This is a genomic window from Microcoleus sp. MON1_C5 (assembly GCF_036701875.1).
Taxonomy (GTDB): Bacteria; Cyanobacteriota; Cyanobacteriia; order Cyanobacteriales; family Microcoleaceae; genus Microcoleus.
In genome coordinates this window covers 89,215-110,254 of record NZ_JAUBRN010000003.1, presented here as the reverse complement: position 1 = coordinate 110,254, position 21,040 = coordinate 89,215, and the positions used below count along the sequence as shown (strand labels likewise).

At 46.4% G+C, this 21,040-nt stretch carries 8 protein-coding genes and 1 pseudogene; 1 reads left to right on the top strand and 8 read right to left on the bottom strand.

Translation table 11 applies throughout. The features are described from left to right. The first annotated feature begins 254 nt into the window (after nucleotides 1–254). Nucleotides 255–1,295 carry a tetratricopeptide repeat protein gene (locus tag QUA71_RS02615; protein WP_333281827.1) on the top strand — a complete coding sequence of 347 codons (1,041 nt, stop codon included), beginning with the start codon at nucleotides 255–257 and terminating at the stop codon, nucleotides 1,293–1,295. Between the two features lie 85 nt (nucleotides 1,296–1,380). Here QUA71_RS02615 and QUA71_RS02610 read toward each other — a convergent pair. The 8 genes and pseudogenes from QUA71_RS02610 to panP form a co-directional block, all read right to left on the bottom strand. Then, a pseudogene (locus QUA71_RS02610) lies at nucleotides 1,381–1,758 on the bottom strand (IS701 family transposase); the annotation flags it as partial. Nucleotides 1,759–1,951: 193 nt separating this feature from the next. Further along, on the bottom strand, nucleotides 1,952–3,109 hold the full coding sequence (locus QUA71_RS02605; RefSeq protein ID WP_333281825.1) for an aldo/keto reductase: 1,158 nt from the start codon (nucleotides 3,107–3,109) through the stop codon (nucleotides 1,952–1,954). 123 nt (nucleotides 3,110–3,232) lie between these two features. After that, a complete protein-coding gene (locus QUA71_RS02600; protein ID WP_333281821.1) occupies nucleotides 3,233–7,606 on the bottom strand; it encodes an amino acid adenylation domain-containing protein in 4,374 nt (1,457 codons plus the stop codon). Nucleotides 7,607–7,670: 64 nt separating this feature from the next. Next, nucleotides 7,671–13,427, bottom strand: coding sequence for an amino acid adenylation domain-containing protein (locus tag QUA71_RS02595; RefSeq protein ID WP_333281818.1), 5,757 nt, complete (start codon nucleotides 13,425–13,427; stop codon nucleotides 7,671–7,673). Next, a complete protein-coding gene (locus QUA71_RS02590; RefSeq protein ID WP_333281815.1) occupies nucleotides 13,424–16,663 on the bottom strand; it encodes an amino acid adenylation domain-containing protein in 3,240 nt (1,079 codons plus the stop codon). Before QUA71_RS02590 ends, QUA71_RS02595 begins: the two co-directional genes overlap by 4 nt. Nucleotides 16,664–16,685: 22 nt before the next feature. Then, entirely contained in the window at nucleotides 16,686–17,735 is a 1,050-nt protein-coding gene (locus QUA71_RS02585) for a TauD/TfdA family dioxygenase (RefSeq protein ID WP_333281813.1), read from the bottom strand. A gap of 66 nt (nucleotides 17,736–17,801) precedes the next feature. Beyond that, complete coding sequence (locus QUA71_RS02580) at nucleotides 17,802–19,343, bottom strand: condensation domain-containing protein (protein ID WP_333281810.1); 1,542 nt, start codon at nucleotides 19,341–19,343, stop codon at nucleotides 17,802–17,804. Beyond that, entirely contained in the window at nucleotides 19,333–21,021 is a 1,689-nt protein-coding gene (panP, locus tag QUA71_RS02575; protein WP_333281806.1) for a pyridoxal-dependent aspartate 1-decarboxylase PanP, read from the bottom strand. Before panP ends, QUA71_RS02580 begins: the two co-directional genes overlap by 11 nt. Nucleotides 21,022–21,040: the final 19 nt, after the last annotated feature.

Genomic DNA, 21,040 nt, shown 5'->3' with positions numbered 1-21,040 from the left:
TTTGAGATCAAGTCGATCGTCGGGTAAACAATCGAACTGACTAAGTAAATCCAGGCGAGGTGCAGATCCTTTCAACAGGATTTAACTACTGTTAAAATAAACCAAAAAGCCTGTTTAGGGTAGATTGCCGGGAATTATTTAAGAGTTACTCTGACCGCAGGTGGCTGCTCTTTCAACAGATTAACGGCTGTCGAACTCAAAACTGACTGTACAGGAATCAACCCCCAGCATCAAGCAATCCTGAAAGTTGACCTATGAACCTCAAACAATTTTACAAGCGCGGTTTGCACAGCGCCAAGAAAGGAAACTATGAAGCGGCACTTGAGGACTTCGATCAGATACTGCAAGTCAATCCCGCCGATGCCAAAGCCTATAACAATCGCGGCTTGGTTTACTATTACATGAAAGACTACCAAAAAGCGATCGCAGACCTCAGCCAAGCCCTAGATATCAATCCTAATTTCTTCGAGGCTTACTTGAATCGAGGCAATGCTTGGCGTCATCTCGGAGAACACGAAAAAGCAATTGATGATCTAAACTGTGCTTTAGCAAATAAGCCTAACAGCCACGCTATCTACAACAACCGGGGACTTGTACTTGCTAATTTAGGAAATTACGAAGAAGCAATAGAAGACTACAATCGAGCTCTATCTCTCAATTCCCACAATTATAAAACCTATTACAACCGGGGGCGCGCTTACTACCTTTTGGGAGAAAAAGAGGCAGCAACGGAAAACTTTAACGAAACGCTGCGGTTGAACCCTAAATATATCAAAGCTTACATAAATCGAGGTCTCTGTTACCACCAATTAGGAGACAATACGCAGGCGATCGCCGATTACAACACTGCACTCGGCATCGATCCACAAAATGTTTATGCCTATTATAACAGAGGTTGTGTTCGCTATAAATTAAAACAAATGCAGCTTGCAATTGAAGACTTTGACAAAGCAGTAAAACTCGATCCCAACTATGTTAAAGCTTATCTCAACCGGGGTTTAGCGCTGTATAAACTTGGAGATGTTACCGCAGCAAATCGAGATTTTTACCACGTAATGTGCATTAATGCTGAAGCTTATTTATACTACCAGGCCCAGCGGTGCACGCCTGATATTAATTCATACTTCAAGGAAGCGCCACAGGTAGAACTTAATAATGGTGCCGAATACTACAACACAACCTTAAATACGATGTCAACTTCCTTAAGTTCCGCAGCATTAAACGCGGTCTGGAATCAAGAAGATTTGGAGAACCGAGACTCGATTATCTGTGAAAGTGAATTTATCAATAATTGAATTAGTCAGTAATCAGGGTTCTTCCGTACTTAATGGGCTAAAATGTTACAATAATATCCAATTATAGCACACTAAGTACGGAAGAACCATAAACATTAACTGAAACTATTCCATTATCTACTTTTCCTACACTTCCCAGATATTGTGTAGCTACATAGTCAGTTTTCCCCCCTTTTTTTTATTTATCTCCTGTTTCATTAATTACTAGGGGAATTTTCTTGCCCTTTAATTATTTGAGAATTTTTATTAATCTTTTTGGCTTCATTTCAATTACCGACCCAGGTGATTTGGTAATAAAATGATGCAACCAATGTGCAGATTTTATTGCTACTACTTTACCTATTGAGGGTAAGGGTTTTCTTTCGAGGGGTGCAATTATTCCTAAATGTAAATAGTTACAACTTTCATAATTTCTTACTTCTTTAAATATGTCTTTATACTGTGCACAATAGTCCTCTATCACTCTCGTTGTTGATTATGCGTCTCTCGCCAAATGTTTGAGAACTTGTAACCCTACATCCATTGCTAGGCCTCATTTGTAGCGTTTTTATCTTTTCACACTTTTATTTTAATACTCGGAGAGTGACAGAAGAGGGGTAAGGTTCGGTAACGCCATTCAAGATTTTAAGTTCAGCCGTTCTCCGGCAAGGAGAACTTCAATTTCCGTTTAACACTTGAACAATTGAATCAGTAAGTTCCTGAAAGCTTGCTCTCCCAAGCTGCGGGACAGCAGCGAGGGCTAAGTTCTCTTCTATATGTTTTGGCGCTTTCATCCCTACAAGGGCACTCAAGAGGCCAGGGGCGCTGCGGGTATATTGGAGCGCCCGCTGGCAGTCTGTCCGCAAGCGATCGCCAAAGGCAGAAGCAATCTTTTCTGGGATCTGACCAATAACCTGCGCTTCACAGATCGACCTACTGGCGATCGCGGAAATGCCTAAGCGATCGGCAGCTTCCAATACAGAGACTTGTTCTCCTTTGATTGTTTGAGTTGGGGTTAGCACCGCTTCCGGCATCCCCATATTCAAAGGAAGCTGGATAAACCGAAACCGATCTTCTCTGTTCCCAGCTACTTCCCGAGCAATGGACTTCGCGCGCGCCAGATCGATATGGTTTCTTTCAGTTGGAGGTACGCGGAAAGCATTCCAAGTTGCCAGACCGTAATTGGCAATTTTCCCAGCTAAAACTGCCTTTTCAAATACCTCAAAAACCTCTCGCAACCGATTGTAAAAAGTATTGGGTTCAACTTGCGAAAGTAGCTTTTCTGGATTGTGAAGATAGTAGACATCGATTGTCTCAATGCCGAGGTTGGCGAGGCTCCAATTAAGCTGATCTTGAATGTATTCTGGGTGGATGCAGTAACGCTCCTGGGCCAAATCTGCCATGCTGACAGTAGAGTTGTTTGGCTCGACGTACTGCTGATAAAACCACTCTACATGGTTGGGAGTTGGATGCGGAACAACGCCGCCTTTCGTGCAGATAATTAGTTCATCTCTTGAGGCTTCTCCCGATTCCAGGAGACGCCGGATAGCCTTTCCGACACTCCGCTCTCCGTACTGGTAGCGGTAGTTGATTGCTGAGTCAATTACGTTGGCACCCCGCCGAACCGATTCAACTACAGCGGACGCCACAAGAGTGTCAGTATACTCATCTGGTTCGCCAAGGTAGGTGCCAATTCCAATCGAGCTGGCAACGAGCGAACCAGTTTCTCGGAAGTGATCGGCTGCACAATTTTTGTTGTGCCGTTCCCTGTAACGCCGCGTTCCTTCTGCGGTAGCTCTGCCTGCGATCGCGATCGCATTACTACTTCCTAACATAAAAATCTTTTGCCTTCTGTTAAATAAACTAATCAGGAATTCCGCAAGTCTAAGTGATGCTTGATTTACAATTCTCCTCAAAGTGAGCAAGGTAGAAACGCGAGCGATCGCGCCTCTACATTTTTAGACCAGATGTTTGGGAGCCTCTATTAACTGGCGATCGACGAGATAGGAAAAATAAGTCCGAAACAAACTCGCATCCGCTTGCGGGCAGATAATGTCCGTGCCAGAAAGTCCCTTCAACGCATTCTGGCAATCGAATTGCAGCGTGGCAGATTTAGCCATTTCTGCTTCCGAAACTTTTTCGGAGAAAAGACCGACAAGCGGATACAACGCATTTTCTGGAGAATATCCAGCGCGATTGATTATTTCTGCTTGCCAAGTCTCAGAAGAAACTCGTTTGATTGGATAACCCATTGAGCAAATCCAGCCAAGCAATTCACTCATCTGAAAGGACTGAGGGTTGACTAAATGAAAAGTCTTTCCGAGCAATTCTTTTTGGCTCGAAAGATGAACGATCGCTCGGCTCACATAGTCAACAGGCGCTACATTCATCAGCTTATCGTCATCGGGCGCACATCCAAGTTGCACGCAACCAGCGATTAACCTGTACAGCAAGTCGCTGGGATTGCAGGCCCCTGTTTGGCTGTCCCCAGAAATGCGGCCTGGCCTGTAAATGCTAACAGGAATTCCGCGATCGCGCGCGACCTCTACTAACTTTTCTGCCACCCACTTAGTCTGAGTGTAAGCGCCTTTTAGATCCTCTCCCGGAGTGAGTTCATCCTCCTCTCGCACGAGCTTAATCCCAGATTCTCCCATTGCCGAGAAAACGGAAATCGTAGAAATTAAATGGACTGGTTTTAGCTTACTTTGACTCGCCAATCTCAGAACTTCCTGCGTCCCCAAAACGTTAGCGGGTTTGAGAACCGAGTAGGGATAAGTAAACTTGACAAACGCGCCATTGTGGTAAATGACATCAATTTTACTGGCTAAAACTCGGAACTGCTCCTCGGAAAGCCCCAAAAGCGGTTGAGACAAATCTCCAGCAATTGGGATAATGCGATCGCTGCTGCTTTCATCCCAAATTAAATAGGATTCGAGGCTGCTTTGAATCCGCTTTTTAGCTGATTCTGCATCGGCAGAACGGACTAGGCAATAAATTTCTGCTTGAGTTTGTTGCAAGAGGTCGCGGAGTAAAAAGGCTCCCAAAAAGCCCGTCGCCCCTGTTAAGAAAATGCAAGCTGGTTCAGTTTTTGGCTCGCTCAATGGAGTTGCAGGGCGAATTGCCGGGTCTAAAACAACTTCAGCGTTAATATCGAAACTTGCAGTGCGATCGCCCGCAGAATCCGCCCCATGCTTCACCTCAATATTCTTTGCTAAAGCAGCGATGGTAGGCGCTTCAAAGAAACGGCGCAAGGGCAATTCCTTTTGGAAAGAATCTCTTACCTTTGCTAGCAACTGAGTAATCAGTAATGAATGTCCCCCCAAATCAAAGAAATTGTCATAAATTCCCACTTTTTCCAGCCCTAGCAGCTCAGCCCAAATCTCAGCAAGCATTTTCTCAATGGGAGTGCTAGGAGCGACAAAAGTATCTGCTAAATCGGCTCTCGCCGCCTCCGGCGCTGGCAGCGCCCGCCGGTCTATTTTTCCATTAGCCGTGAGGGGCAATGCTTTCAGTACGACAAAAGCAGAAGGAACCATGTAGTCGGGCAGTTTTTCTTTTACAAATGACCGCAGCTCGTTAATAGCGATCGCTGATTCCCTCGCGGGTACAACATAGGCCACTAAACGCTGATTCCCCGGTTCATTTTCCAGTAGCAAAACTACTGCTTCGCGCACAGCGGAATGTTGAGATAGCGCTGCTTCTATTTCCCCCAATTCAATGCGGAACCCTCGCAGTTTAACTTGGCTGTCGATCCGCCCTAAAAACTCAATATTTCCGTCCGGCAAATACCGAGCCAAATCTCCTGTTTTATAAAGGCGATTTGAAGGTATAGCTAAGGAATCAGAAGGAAGAATGCCTTCGGCATTTCTCAAAGGGTTGATGATGAATTTTTCTTCTGTTAATTGGGGTTGGTTTAGATAGCCGCGAGCTAAAGAAGCACCGCCGATGTATAACTCGCCGGACACGCCAATGGCAACTGGCTGCAAGTGCGAATCAAGTAAATAAATCTGCGCGTTATTGATAGGGCGACCGAGAGGAACTGTCTCAGAAATGTAATTTTCTCGGTCTTCGATGGGATAAGCCAGCACGCCTACGGTTGCTTCTGTGGGCCCGTAATGGTTGAAGACTGAACAGTCTGGGGCGTATTTCTGAATAGTTTCGAGCAAATTCCAACTTAAGGCCTCGCCGCCAAGGATTAATCGCTTTTTCGGCAAAACCTGCGCCGGATTAGAAGCAGTTAATAAAGCTTTTAGATGGGAGGGAACGATTTTGAGACAGTCAATGGAATGCTGCTGAAAGTAAGCAGCGATCGCCTCTGGATCGGTGGCGCGTTCCTGGGAAATTATGTGAAGGCTTCCTCCGGTACATAAAGCTGGAAAAATTACTGTATTTCCTAAGTCTGCTGCCAAGGTAGAAACGGTTGCGAAACTGGCACCTGATGGCAGGTTTAGCCGTTCCTGAATGCTGTAGAGGTAATTGACGAGCGATCGGTGTTCAATTGCCACTCCCTTTGGCGTGCCAGTGGAACCGGAAGTGTAAATGACATAAGCTAAATTTTCACCAGAGAGAGGGGGAGAGGGAGAGGGGGAGACAGAGGGAATTTCTGCGTCTAAGCAAACGATTTTTGCCTGAGTTTTTGGCAATTTTTCGATTAGCTGTTGTTGCGTTAATAGCACTGCCACTCCGGCATCCTGCAACATCAAGGCGAGGCGCTCTTTTGGCATAGCCGGATCGAGTGGCAAGTACGCGCCGCCTGCTTTGAGAATGCCTAGAATTCCAGCGATCGCCTCTAAAGAGCGATCGACGCAAATGCCGACAATCACCTCTGGCTTGACACCTAATTGCTGCAAGTAATGGGCGATTTGGTTAGCGCGGGCGTTGAGTTCGCTGTAGGTAATTTGCTGATTTTCACAAACAGCAGCTATACGGTTGGGCGATCGCTCTGCTTGTTCTTCAAATAGCTGGTGCACGCACTTATCGAGCGGGTAATCTGCTTTGGTGCTGTTGAATTCTAGTAATAATTGATCTCGGGCGCGATCGCTCAGCATTTCGAGCTTGCCGATTGCGGTTTGTGGGTTGCTGGCTACACTTTGCACCAAGGCGTAAAATTGCTCTGCCAAGCACCGGATACTGTTGTCTGCAAGGAAGATAGGATCGTAGTGAAACTCAGCAGCGAGCGAGTCTTTTTGGCGGTGGCAAGAGAGTTTAACTTTGAAGCGATCGCAGCACGCATACTGCTTGTAAATCGAAAAAAATACGCCACTAGCCGAATGCTTTTCGAGCTGTTCCTCAAACTCGAAACCAAATGGAAAGCCGGAAGAGTTGCCTAGATATTCGGGGGAGAAATATTCTTGATACTTGTATGCTTCGCGTTCTTCCTGCTGAATTTGCTGCAAGGTTTCCGCGAAGGAAAAGTTTTCTGTTAGTTGGCCCCGCAGCGGTAAAAATTTGGCAAACAGCCCAAGCGCTGGCTCTAGTTCTTCGTATTTTCGACCGTCGAATGCCACGCCAACAGCGATCTCTGATTGGCCAATCAGCCGCCAGAGCAAAATTTTCCAGCAAGCGAGCAAGAATGTAGAAAGTGAGGTGTTGTACTGGCGGGCGATCGCTTCCACTTGAACCAGCAACGCTAACTCTAATTTGACCTCAAAAGCTTGGGGAGTAAATTGAGCTGGCGCGTTAATTAATCTATTTTCAAACGGCAACCTTAAACTCGCTAGCGCTGAATAATTATGCCCAGTCCAGTATTCTTTGCCCTCCGCCGCTTCCTCATCTTCGAGCAATTCATTTTGCCATTCGGAAAATTGAATGTATTGCACAACTTCATCGGTAATTTCTTCGCCGTGAAGGCAGGCGGCATAGCACTGGCTGATTTCTTGAACCAGATTTTTTAGTGTGCGACTATCGGCGCACAGTGCGGGCAAACTAACCAGTAAAATATGCCTCTCAGATGAAAGTGTAATTAAAGACAAGTGCCAAACAGGATTGCGATCGAAGTTGAATAAAGCGCTCTTTTCTTGCTGAAAAATATCTTCGAGTTTGGCTTCTTGCTCCTGGGGAGTCGCTTCACTTAAGTTAACGCAGTTCCACGAAACAGAGCTATGTTCGGAGATAACTTGTATAGGAATTTTTAGCCCGGCCTTTCGCTGAAAGCTTGTCCGGATAATTTCGTGGCGATCGCTAACTTTTTCTAAAGCTTTCTTTAGGCGATCGGTTTGAAGACTTCCCTCGATCAAAATAGCAGATTGAACGCGATAAGCAGAGCTGTCTTGCTGCAACAGCCACAGATATTTTTGCTGGGGTGAAATCCGAAATCCATTAATTGTTTGCATTGTTCCTCTTTATCAAAGCACTATTTTATTCTCGTTACCTTTGCCTGGAAGAGATGAGAGGGAATTAAATTACTGATTCAGGAATCATTTCGCCCATCGCTACAACAATTTTTCTCGAACCGATAAATGGATTGCGACTGTGAGCGACAAGCATATTATCTAGCATTAAGATGTCTCCTGCTTGCCAGGGAAAACTAACAGCAGCTTCCCTGTACACTGCCTGAATTTCTTCCATTACCGAGTCTTCAATAGGAGTGCCGTCACCGTAATAGACATTGCGGGGGAGGTTCTCTTCTCCAAAAACAGAGAGCAAGGAAGCGCGGGTTGCCGCATCTAAGCAGGAAATGTGGTGCAAGGGAAGTTGGTTAAAAAATACCATCTCTTGGGTTTTTGGGTGCTTGGCAATTGCGGGGCGAATTTTGCGAGTTCTCAAATTATTTCCTGCTTTCCACTCAAATTCCATCCCAGCTTGCCGGCAGTATTCCTCAACCACGGATTTGTCTTCCGTTTTGAAAAAATCTTTCCAGCTTACATCTAGTCCGTCTGTGTAGTTACGAACGTACATAATTTGCTTTTGGGCAAATTTTTCTCTGAGTTTCGGGTCTAGCAACTGGTAAATTTTACGGCAGTCAACAATCGGCGTTTCTCCGCCTTGTGGCGCTGGCTGAACGCAGAAAAACCAGATTTTCATCGGCCAGCGGTGCAGGTGCGAACTCTCGCTGTGAAATAAGATAGCTTTATCTGCTGGGTAAGGAGTTGAACCGTAAACTTTTCCGCTAACTCCTTCGCGTGGCAAATCCCCGTACTCCCCAAATAATTCCGAACAAATTGAGAGAGCAAACTCCTCGAATGCGGCAACCACAGGGTCGATGAACCCTCGAAAAAGAATCCCTCCATGCTGTAGCAATTTTGCTTCTATAAATTCGCGGTTATTTTTCGCCCAGTCTGCGAGATCGACATCGGCTACTGCGGGTTTTGCCACTAAAGGAAAGAGTTCGTCGGGGTGCAGGTACTCGGTTTTTATTAATTCGCCCTGCGGCAAAGCCACTACTTTCGGCTTGACGCTTTTGAACTTACTAAAATTGCTTTTTTCACGCTTTAATTCTTGCATGGCTTGTTTCTGCTTCTGGGCTTCTGTGAGAATTTCTAAAGTGTTCAAACGACTGTCAGGCTGCGCCGCAATGCTGCCTAGGAGGGTTTCAAAGCGATTTGACATTTGAGCGATCGTCTCTCTGTCAAATAGGTCGGAATTATACTTCCAACTGCCGACAATTCCTCTCTCTGTTTCCGACACAAATAGCGCCAAATCAAATTTAGCCGTACCGCTATCAATGGCAACCGGGATTAAAGTTAAACCCGCCATTTCTAAAGCCGGCATAGGCGCATTTTGCATGACGAATAAAACTTGAAATAGCGGTGTTTGACTCAGGGTGCGATCGGGACGCAGTTCTTCTACCAGTTTGTCGAAGGGCAAATCTTGGTGAGTGTAAGCTTTTAATGTCACCTCGCGGACGCGATCGAGCAGTTGGCGGAATGTAGGATTGCCGCGCATATCGGTTCGCAAGACGAGGATATTGACAAAGAAACCAATTAAAGCTTCAGTCTCAACTTGTGTGCGGTTTGCCAAATCAGTACCGACGACAATATCTTCTTGATTTGTGTAGCGATAAAGCAGCGTTTGAAGTGCTGCCAACAAGGTCATAAATAAGGTGACATTTTGTTGCCGACTGAGTGCGTTTAGGGCTTCGGAAAGTTGCCCAGAAAGCTGGAATTCTTGAATCTCAGCTTGATTGCTAGAAACAGCAGAACGCGGTTGTTTTGCTGGCAATTGCAGCGGGGGCAAAATTTGACCCAACTGCTGCTTCCAGTCAGCGAGTTTTGCTTCGAGAACTTCGCCTTGCAGCCAATTTGTTTGCCAAACAGCATAGTCTGCGTACTGTACAGAAAGTTCGGGTAGGGGAGAAGGTTTGCCACTGCCGAAAGCTTCATAAAGCGCCGCCACTTCCCGCACGAGTACCCCCATCGACCACCCATCAGCTACGATGTGGTGTACTGTCAGTAACAGCAGGTATTCTGTGTCGTCAAGATGTAACAAAGTGACGCGCAGTAACGGCCATTTTGTTAGGTCAAAAGGCTGTCGCGCTTCTTCAGCGGCGAGTCGCATTGCCTCGGCTTCTCGTTCAGCTTGCGATAACTCTCTTAAGTTTACGCTCGGCAATGTGAAATTAAAAGATGAAATAATAACCTGAGCGGGTCGTCCTTCCACCGAATTAAAAGTTGTCCGCAATGCTTCGTGTCGCTTGATAATCTCCTGAAAAGTTTGCTCTAGAACCGCTACATTGAGCGCCCCCTTCAAGCGCACGGCTGCTGGGATATTATAGGCAGGATTCCCCGGCTGCAATTGGTCGAGAAACCACAGCCGTTGTTGTGCAAAAGAAAGGGGCAATTCTCCCTGCCTTGACGCCCGCTTGATGGGGGGTGCTTTCAGTTTTTGCTCGGCGCGATATTGCAAGAGGCTTTCGGTGACTGTTGCGACGGTAGGCGATTCAAAAAGAGAGCGCAAGGGTAATTCAACTTGAAAAGCTTCTCGCAGGCGAGAAATCGCCTGAGTAGCCAGCAATGAATGGCCTCCCAATTCAAAGAAGTTATCGTGAATTCCAACTCGCTCTAAACCGAGAACTTCAGCCCAAATTTCTGCTATTAATTGCTCGTCGGGAGTTCGAGGCTCGGCAAAATTGCTCTCGAATTCTGCTGTCTTTGTGTCAGGTGCAGGTAGCGATCGCCGATCAATCTTTCCGTTAGGCGTTAAAGGCATTGCTTCCAGCAGCACAAACGCTGACGGCATCATGTACTGCGGCAGTTTTTGTTTGAGAAAGACGCGCAAGTGATTAATAAATTCTGAATGCGTAGGAGTAGTGTCTCCGTGTCCGCCCCGGAGTTCTGAGTTAGCAACGATATAAGCTACTAAACGCTTGTCGCCCGGATTGTCCTCTCGAACCAGTGCGATCGCTTCTCGCACGGCTGGGTATTGGCTGAGTACCGCTTCTATTTCGCCTAATTCGATGCGAAATCCGCGAACTTTCACCTGGTGGTCGCTGCGCCCCATAAATTCAATGTTTCCATCTGGGAGATAGCGAGCCAAGTCCCCGGTTTTATAGAGGCGTTCTGAAAGAATAAACGATGAAGGATGAAGGATGAATGAAGCATGAATTCCGTCCTCTGCAAAGGGGTTAGGAATAAACTTCTCTGCGGTCAGTTCCGGTCGGTTTAGGTAGCCTCTAGATAAGCCGGCACCGCCGATGTGCAGTTCGCCAAATACGCCAACGGGCACCGGCATTAAATAGCGGTCTAATATGAAAATTTGAGTGTTAGCAATCGGGCGACCGATGGAAACTGATTCATCTTTGCAATCAACCTGATAGAGAGTAGACCAGATAGTGGTTTCTGTAGGGCCGTATAAATTCCACACAGAAGCGCCGCGCAAAAGCAACTGATTGGCGAGCTGTCGGGGTAAAGCTTCTCCCCCGCACAGTATTTTTAATTGATTGTTTCCCTGCCATCCTGCTGCTAAAAGCATTTTCCAACTGGCTGGAGTAGCTTGCATGACTGTCGCGCCAGAATTTGTTAATGTTTCTAAAAGCTTTTCCCCGTTAGATGCCACTTCTCGGCTGGCTACAACAACGCGAGAACCTGTTGTAATAGGCAGGAACAGTTCCAGCGCTGCAATGTCAAAAGATAAGGATGTTACTGCTAGCCAAACATCTCGGTCTGCGATCGCGAGTTGTTGGCGCATAGAACTCAAGAAGTTAACGGCAGAGGCGTGGGAAATTTGCACTCCTTTGGGTTTACCTGTTGAGCCTGAAGTATAGATGACATAGGCTAAATTGGACGAATTTTGTAAACCCACGACTGGCTCGTCGCAGCTCGATATGCCTTCCCCATCTGCATCCAGAAACACGAGGGAGGCGCTATTTGTGGGCAGGGTTTCTAATAGCTTTTTCTGAGTGAGTAACACTGAAATTTTCGCGTCTTCCAGCATGAATGCAAGGCGCTCTGGTGGATACGCTGGATCGAGGGGAACATAAGCACCACCGGCTTTGAGAATGCCGAGAAGCCCTACCATCATTTCTAGGGAACGCTCGACATAAATTCCCACCAAAAATTCTGGGTTGACACCGATTTGTTGCAAGTAACTTGCGAGATTATTTGCTTTTTGGTTCAGTTCCCGGTAAGTCAGATATTCATTTTTAAAGACGACAGCGATCGCATCCGGCGTCCGCTCTGCCTGCGCTTCAAATAATTCGTGTACGCACTGATTTTTAGGAATTTCCGATTGAGTATTGTTCCACTCGAATAGTAGTTGCTGCTGTTCAGGTTTCGTCAACATTGGCAAACTTGAAAGGCCCTGTTCGGGATTAGCAGCTATACTTTCTAGTAAGGTTAGAAAATGTCCGGCTATCCGTCGTGCAGTGCTAGCGTCAAACAAATCTTCGCTATACTCAAGCGTTGCATTAATACCCTCTAATCCTTCCTCCAGGTCAAGCGCTAAATCAAATCTCGCCGTTTTCTGTTCTATTTCCAAACTGCTCAACGTCACTCCTGGCAATTTTATCTGCGGCGTCCGAACATTTCGCAGAGAAAACAATACCTGAAATAGCGGATTATGGCTTAAATCTCGTTCGTGGTGGATGATTTCTACCAGTTTCTCGAAGGGCAAATCCTGGTGGTTATACGCGCCGAGAGCTACTTCTCGCACGCGACCCAGTAACTCTTTAAAAGTCGGGTTGCTCGATAGATTCGTGCGGAAAACTAAGGTGTTAGCAAATAAGCCAATTAAGTCCTCGATTTCGCGTCGGTTGCGGTTAGCAATGGGGGAGCCGACTAAAATATCTTCTTGCCCGGTGTAGCGATAGAGCAACGTTTTAAACGCTGCCAGCAGGGTCATAAATAAAGTAGCTTTTTCCCGCTGGCTTAATTGGGCGATTTCCTCTGCGATTGCCTTGGGAATGGTGAATTTATGCACCGCACCTCGGAAGGTTTGTACTGCCGAGCGGGGGCGATCGGTTGGCAAATTTAGTACAGGGAGATTGCCTCCAAGCTGTTTTTTCCAGTAAGCAAGCTGCGTCTCTAAAACTTCTCCCTGCAACCACTGGCGCTGCCAACTTGCAAAGTCTGCGTACTGTACCGACAGTTCGGGAAGCGGACAAGGTTTGCCAGTGCAAAAGGCTTGATAAAACGTGGCGAGTTCCTGGATGAATATTCCCATTGACCAGGCATCGGAAATGATGTGGTGCGTACTTAATAGCAGCACCCAGTTTGAATCGCTCAAGTGCAGCAATTTGGCACGCAATAAGGGTGCTTGTGACAAATCGAAAGCAAGCTTTGCTTCTGCGGCGATTAACCGTTCAACTTCGCGAGATCGTTCAGTTTCAGGAAGCGATCGCAAATCTATTTCTAAAATTTTCAATTCCAGATTGGAAGCGAGCGCCTGAACGGGTTGCCCGTTTATTGTCTTAAAAGCCGTTCGCAAAACTTCATGACGCTTGACAAGTTCGTTGAGACTGCGATCGAGAGATCTCGCGTCGAGTGTTCCCGTCAAACGCACGCCGGCGAGGATGTGATAGGTAAAGTTGCCTGGAGTTAGTTGCTCAAAAAACCACAACCGCTGTTGAGCAAACGATAGAGGAAAAGTGTTAGACTCTCGACTTTGAGGCAGAATTTTTTCTAGCGAAACGCTTTCTTTTTTCTGGTTTAGTCGCTGCAACAGCAACTCGCGCTTTTCAGGAGAAAGAGCCGCGATGCGTTCGATTAAATCACTCATTTGCTGACTCCTTGCTGGGCGAGAATTTCCTGAATTTGTGCTTCTGACAGTTGTTCGAGGTCTGCTAACACCTGAGCGAGCATTTCATTGTCTGTTTGTTCGACTTGCTTTTGCGCGATCGCTACTGCAAAATCGGCGACAGTGGCCGACTCAAATAAACGGTGCAAAGGCAACTCGACCTGAAATGCTTGGCGCACTCGGGAAATTACTTGAGTTGCTAATAGGGAATGCCCTCCTAATTCAAAAAAGTTGTCGTAAATGCCGACTTTTTCAATTTTGAGAACTTCAGCCCAGATAGCGGCTAAAACTTCCTCGATATTTGTGCGAGGCGCGACAAAGTTTCCTGTCAACTCCGGTCGCATTTCGTCAGGTGCGGGCAGCGCTCGTCGGTCTACTTTTCCGTTAGAAGTTAAAGGCAAACTTTTGAGTATCACAAAAGCAGAAGGCACCATGTACTCCGGCAATTTTGACGTTAAAAAATTGCGAATTTCCTTGTGGGTAGGTGCTTGTTTCTGCTCGGAAACCAAATAAGCCACGAGACGCTTTTGTGCCATCTCGTCTTCCCGCGCCACAACTACAGCCTGCGCGATATCTGGATGTTGCCCCAGCACCGCCTCAATTTCTCCCAATTCAATGCGGAAACCGCGAATTTTTACTTGGCCGTCAATTCGCCCGATAAATTCGATGTTTCCGTCTGGCAAATAGCGAGCCAAGTCGCCGGTTTTGTACAGTCGCGTCTTTGCTTGCGTGTCAAATGGATTGGGAATAAATTTTTCTGCGGTTAATTCAGGGCGGTTAAGATATCCGCGTCCCAAATTATCACCGCCGATGTACAGTTCACCAGGTACGCCTATCGGTACCAACTGCAAGTAAGAATCCAAGATATAAATCTGAGTGTTGGCAATCGGATGACCGAGTGGAACTGTGTCAAAATCGCACCCTATTTTATCAAATTCGACTTGATAAGTCAGGACACCTACAGTTGTTTCTGTTGGCCCGTAGTGATTGAATACTGAGCAACTGGGAGCAAGATTGCGAAGTGTTTTAATTAAGCTCCAGTTGGCAGATTCACCTCCTAAAATAAGCCTTTTACCAGGCAAAATTGACTTGGGTTGAGAGGAATTTAAAAGGGCGGCTAGGTGAGAGGGAACTATTTTGAGGCAGTCGATGGGATTGCGGCCGAAATATTCACCCAGTGCCTCTGGATCGGTGGCGCGTTCTTGGGAGATAATATGCAGGCAACCGCCGAAACAAAGGGCGGGAAAAATCACTGTGTTTCCTAAGTCTGCGGCGAAGGTGGAAACAGTGGCGAAACTGGCACCTGATGGCAGGTTTAATTTTTCCTGAATACTGTGTAGGTAATTGAGGAGTTGCCGGTGTTCGATCGCTACTCCCTTGGGCGTGCCAGTGGAACCGGAAGTATAGATGACGTAAGCTAAATTGTCAGAAGAGCCGCGAGGCGTGTAAGAGGCAGAAACAGTGGGAATGTCTGTATCGATGCAAACAATATTTGCCTGAGTTTTCGGCAAGCTTTCGATGAGCCGCTGTTGTACCAGCAAAACCTTCACCTGGGCGTCTTCTAGCATTAGCGCCTGGCGCTTTATTGGGGTCGTTGGATCGATCGGTAAATAGGCACCACCGGCTTTGAGTACGCCCAGCATTCCTACGATTGTTTCTAAAGAGCGATCGAGGCAAATGCCAACAACGACCTCTGGTTCAACTCCCAAGTTTTGCAGGTGATTGGCGAGTTGATTGGCGCGATCGTTAAGTTCTCGGTAGGTGATTTGTTCACTTTCAAAGACAACCGCAATGTTTTCTGGGTTGCGTTCTGCTTGTTCTTCAAAAAGCTGATGAACGCATTTATTTTTCGGATAATCTTTTTGAGTTTGGTTAAAGTCAATGAGAAGCTGCAGCCGATCGCGATCGCTCAGTATGTCTACCTGACTGATAGCGACTTCTGGATTTTTGACTATGCTTTCTAAGAGCGCCTGAAAGTGTTCTGACAAGCGCTTTATATCTGCCGCAGCAAATAAAGCGGAATCGTAGTGAAATTCAGCGCTTAGGGAATTGCAGAGGCGAAGGCAGGAGAGCTTGAGTTTGAATGGCTCTAGGCAGGCATCTTGCCGAACAAGGGAAAATGAAACGCCTGAATTACCATAGTTCTTAGGCTCTCCTTGGAACTCAAAGCAAACGGGCCAAAAGCTGCTGCTTTTTTCGTTTCCTAGGATTTGTTCCCAGTTAAAATATTCTTGCCAGTTGTACATCTCGTTGAGATTAAGCTCAACTTGCTGCCTCGCTTGTGAGAAATTTAACTCGTCTTGCACTTGCCACTGTAGGGGTAAGTATTTGCCCAGCAGCCCCAGAGAGTGTTCTAATTCTTCATATTTTCTGCCGTCAATCGCTACGGCGATTATCAGGTTGGGCTCTCTAGTAAGCCGCCCAATCAGAATTTGCCAGCAAGTCAGCAGAAATGTAGAAATATCGCTCTGGTGTTTTTGCGCGATCGCTTCCAAGCTGTTCAACAAATCACCCCGAATTTCCACCCTTTCTACTAGCGGCTTAAATTCCGTTTCGGAATTCTTCTTTTCCCAAGGAAGCGTTAATAAATCCCAAGATTCAATGTTCAGCTTTCGCCAGTATTCTTGGCCGATTGCCGTTTCTTCTGATTCGAGTAACTCATTTTGCCACTCAGCAATATCAGCATATTGCATTGGCTCATCAGAGAACTCTTCCCCGCACGCGCAGGCTGAGTAGGAAAGACTGAGTTCTCGGGTGAAATTTTTCAGGGTGACGCTATCTGCAATTAAGGCAGAGAAGTTCGCCAGCAATAGGTGCTTGTCTTGGGCGAGAGTGGCTAAAGAGATGTGCCAAAGTGGGCCGCGCTCAAAATCAAAAGGAAGCAGGTTTAGTTGCTGAAAAAGCACTGCGATTTTAGCTTCTTGTTCTTCGGGAGACAAACCGCTGAGATTGTATTCCGAGATAGAAACTTCACCAGTGCTGGCGATCGCTTGCAGGGGTAGTGTCATCCCAGAAAAGCAGTGAAAGCTGGTACGCAGGATTTCGTGCCGATTCACGACATTTTGCAGCGCACTTTTAAGCATCTCTTTGTCGAGATTTCCGGTAATTAAAATTGCACCTCGAACGCGATAAGTCTGTTGGCTTTTATTTTGCTGTAACCCCCACAAATGCCGTTGCTGTGGAGAGATTCTAAACCCTTCGATTGTTTCGTTTTGCATTTCTAAAGATCCTTTAATAAGCCTAAATATCTTGACAGGTAAACGCTTCTGCCATACCTACAACAACCCGACGCGAACCCGAAAATGGCGTGCGTCCGTGCGCGGCTAGCATATTATCTAACAGCAAGACATCTCCTTCTTCCCAAGGGAAAACAATCGTTTCTTGCTGGTAGCAGCGACGAATTTCGTCTAATATAAAATCTTCAATGGGCGAGCCATCGCCGTAATAAGCATTGCGGGGTAAATCTTCCTGTTTAAAAGAAGTTAAAAGCTCTTTGCGAACGGCGGGTTCGAGATTGGAAATGTGGAAGAGGTGAGCTTGATTAAACCACACCATTTCCTGAGTTTTTGGGTGCTGAGCGACGGCTTGACATATTTGCCGAGTTCTCAAGCGATCGCCATTTTTCCATTCTAACTCAATTCCCGCTTTTTTGCAATACTCTTCTACCTCTATTTTGCTATCAGTATTGAAGACATTTTGCCAGGGCAAATCTACGCCACCGCCGTAATTTCGCACATACATAACCTTTTTTTGGGCAAACTTTTCTCTAATCTTTAAATCCAGGCTTTCAAACACTTTGCGACTGTTAGCAATCGGAGTTTCTCCTCCCTCTTCTGCTTTCTTGACGCAGAAAAAAGCGATTTTCAGCGGCCAATTGCGAGAATAAGCCATTTCATTGTGCAGGGGGATGAATTGCTCGGCAGGATACTCGGTGGAAGTGTAGATATTTCCGCTCACCTGACTGCGCGGAGTTGAGCGAAAAGAATATTCCAGCAAGTCGCCAGCAATAGTTTGAATAAACTGCTCGAAACCATTCACCCCGCCGACTTCAAAGCCTCGAAAAAGTATTCCTCCGTGCTTCCATAACTGCGTTTCAATTGATGAGCGATTGTTTTGTGCCCAACCTGCGAGATTTAATTTTTCTACTGTTGGCTGAAGAACTAGAGGTAGAAGGTTTTCGGGCTGGAGGTAGGCGGTTTTGACTAATTCCTCTGAGGACAGGGTGACGGCTTTGCGCCTAACTGATCCTAACTTTTGGGAATTGAGATTCTTTGTTTCTGTATTTGTCATAACTTTTGCTTTGGTGAAATTCTTGCGATTTTTCCCGAAAAAACCTGAGAGATTGAGCCATCATTTTCAACTTTTCAGAACTTTGCGTTTAGCCATTTTTAATTTTTGAATTCCCGAAAGATGAATTTGTTTTTCCTGCTCGATTTGGTGCTGCCTTTCTGCTTCGGCAAGAATTTCTGCCAAGTCGTCGATCCTCATATCTGGCTGGATGACTACCTGGTTGAGGAGGATTTGAAAACCTCTCACCATTCGGGCAATAGTCGCAGCCTCAAATAAGTCTGTTTTGTACTCAAATAAGCCTTGAATTCCTTCTGAAATCTCCCAGAGAGTGAGGCTTAAGTCGTGTCTCGACATACCGACATCGAATTCCAGAATGCTCAAGGTCAAACCAGCTAACTCCAGGGGTGGCATGGGTGCATTCTGGAGAACAAACCACACTTGAAACAGCGGGTTATAGCTGAGATTTCGCTCCGGCTGCAATTCCTCCACCAGCTTTTCAAAAGGGACATCGGGGTGAGCGTAAGCTGCTAACGCTACCTCGCGTGTTCGACCGAGTAGTTCGCCGAAAGTTGGATTACCTGCGGTGTCAATTCGCAGCACTAAAGTATTGACAAAAAATCCAATCAGTTCCTCTAATTCAATGCGGTTGCGATTGGCGATTGGAGAGCCAATAGCGAGGTTGTCCTGCTTTATTTGGCAGGATAGCAAGGATTGAAATGCTGCCAACAACGTCATAAATAGAGTGACATCTTGTTGCTGGGCGAGCGTTTTCAGCCTTTCAGTTAAAGAAGCAGAAATCACAAAAGATTGCTGCGATCCTCGGAAAGTTTGCACGGGAGAGCGCTGCTTATCTGTTGACAACACAGCTAAACCGCCTCCCAATTGCTGTTTCCAATAAGCGAGCTGTTTTTCTAATTTCTCTCCCTGGAAATGCTGCCGCTGCCAACTGGCGAAGTCGGCATACTGTACAGAAAGTTCAGGCAGCCCAGAGGGTTTGTCAGTGGAAAAAGCTTCATAAAGTGCGGCTACTTCTCGCACCAATACCCCCATAGACCAACCGTCAGAAATAATGTGGTGTATCGTCAGCAGCAACACATATTCTGCCGAACCCAGTTCGAGCAGAGTGGCCCGCAGTAAGGGATCTCGCGTTAAGTTAAAGGGGCGTTGGGCTTCTTCAAGAGTACGCTGCTCAATTTCAGCTTGCTGCTCAGTTTCTGGTAAATGTTGCAAGTTTACCACCGACAAAGCGAAATCCAAGGAAGGAGAAATCAGTTGAACAGGTTCCCCGTCTACTTCTGCAAAAGCAGTCCGTAAAACTTCGTGACGCCGGACAATTTCATTGAGTGTTTGTTGCAGTGCCGACAAATTCAATTGTCCTTGCAAACGCACAGCAGCAGGAAGGTTGTAGGCAGGGTTTTCGGGAGACAATCGATCGAGAAACCACAGCCGTTGCTGGGCAAAAGAAAGGGGAGCAGAATTTTGCTGCGATCGCCTGGGAATACGCTTAGATTGCTCAGCCTGTACTGCCTCTTTGCCCAATGCTTTGAGGAGGAGCGCTCGCTTCTGGGGCGAGAGGTTTTTTAGTCGTTCTGAACGATTAGTAGACATGATGATTCACTTCCTCGCAGTGGTCGCTGTTTGTGATAGTTAAGGAAAGCTTTGCTGCTATTTTTAGCTGGTCGTTTAAAACAACGTTGATATCTGCTTCAGTGGTAAGGGGGTTGGCAAGGACGACCCGAAAAGCAACAATGGGAATGGTTTTGCCATAACAGGTGTTTTGCAGGGTTGTTCGCGATACGAAGGTGTGACCGGCTCGCCGCTGGGCCTCCTGAAGGCGCTCGTTAAATTGATTGATGAAGTGGTTGTCTGCTTCGGCTAGTTGTTTTTTGGCTGCTTTTTCCCTGAATGTTTCTGGAATGTAGCGGTATAAAAGAATATTAATTTCTGGTTCTAGCAGCAATTCAAAGGCTGGATTTTCCCGAATTAAATTGGCCAAGTGCTGCGTTTTATCGATGCCTCCATCTATCAAAAACTCATAGCCTTGATGGCCGATGATATTCAACGCGGCTTGCAAGTACAAACTCGCACCGGGTCGAGAGCCTTCGAGAGAGCGCTTGCCTAGATCGATGGAGTCTTTTCGCACCGTGTAGGGCGCGTGTTTTTCAATAACTTTGGCGGTTTGGGGATTGCGGAATAAAACCAGACCGATTCCCATTGGCAAATACATTTGTTTGTGTCCATCTATGGTGACGGAATCTGCTAGTTCAATGCCTGCGAATTTGTGCCGGTGACGTTCGGAAAAAAGCACGGGGCCGCCCCAAGCGGCATCGACGTGAAAGTGAGCGTTTGCTTCTTGGGCGATCGCCGCTATTTCTGGAAGCGGATCGATACTTCCCGAATCGGTGCTGCCTCCAATACCGATAATTGCCAGAATGTGCAGATTGCGATCGCGACATTCGGCTACAGTTTGGCGCAGCGCTGCCAAATCCATGCGGTGATTGGAATCGGTGGGGATTTTTAGGAGATTGCGATCGCCAATGCCTAATAAACCGGCAGCCTTTTCAAAAGAATAGTGCATCAAATTGGAGCCGATTATCACCATTCCCTTGTAGCCGTAAAACTCTAAAGCTGCGTACAAGCCTTCTTTTTCAATGCCACTAAAGTTATTTTTTGGCCCTAAAGAAGCGTTGCGAGCGCACCACAAAGCTGTGATATTAGCTAGGGTGCCACCCGTTGTCATGATACCGAGCGTGCTGTCACTTTTTTGAATGTGCTGGTTATAAAAATCCTCAGAAAAATCGTAAATTAATCGGTGGATCATTGCCAAAGTCTGGCGCTCGCAAGGGCTTAAAACTTTGGCAGTTTCCATCTTGACTAAATTTTGATTCATCGCGGTTAACAGCTTCGCGATCGGGCGCACAAAATAGGGAAGTGCGCTCGTCATGTGACCGATATATCGCGGGGAAGATGTGTGAATGGAATGGGCGACGAGGGTTTGGGTCAAATCATCGATATAATTCCCAACATCTGTAGGAAGGGCGGGAATTTTGTTTTCCCTAAACTCCTGAATAATTAACTCTAAGTCAATATCTGTACTAGCGGTTTTTGCGTACAAAAATTCTTGAACTAGGGCAGAAATTCGCTCCTCCATTGCTTCTTCTGCCAAAAATGACTTTTCTGAAGCACTAAATAGCTCCATTAACTTTTCTTCAAGTGGGGTAACAGAAGCTTTTAAGGGCTGCATTACATCTTGAGAATCTTTGGCTTTTACTGTTAGTTTATTCATCCCGCATCAATCCTGTTAA

Bases quoted from the DNA above. Each gene is read 5' to 3' on its own strand.
- QUA71_RS02580 (WP_333281810.1), bottom strand. From the start codon at position 19,343: ATGTCTACTAATCGTTCAGAACGACTAAAAAACCTCTCGCCCCAGAAG.
- QUA71_RS02605 (WP_333281825.1), bottom strand. From the start codon at position 3,109: ATGTTAGGAAGTAGTAATGCGATCGCGATCGCAGGCAGAGCTACCGCA.
- QUA71_RS02585 (WP_333281813.1), bottom strand. From the start codon at position 17,735: ATGACAAATACAGAAACAAAGAATCTCAATTCCCAAAAGTTAGGATCA.
- QUA71_RS02615 (WP_333281827.1), top strand. From the start codon at position 255: ATGAACCTCAAACAATTTTACAAGCGCGGTTTGCACAGCGCCAAGAAA.
- QUA71_RS02600 (WP_333281821.1), bottom strand. From the start codon at position 7,606: ATGCAAACAATTAATGGATTTCGGATTTCACCCCAGCAAAAATATCTG.
- QUA71_RS02590 (WP_333281815.1), bottom strand. From the start codon at position 16,663: ATGCAAAACGAAACAATCGAAGGGTTTAGAATCTCTCCACAGCAACGG.
- panP (WP_333281806.1), bottom strand. From the start codon at position 21,021: ATGAATAAACTAACAGTAAAAGCCAAAGATTCTCAAGATGTAATGCAG.
- QUA71_RS02595 (WP_333281818.1), bottom strand. From the start codon at position 13,427: ATGAGTGATTTAATCGAACGCATCGCGGCTCTTTCTCCTGAAAAGCGC.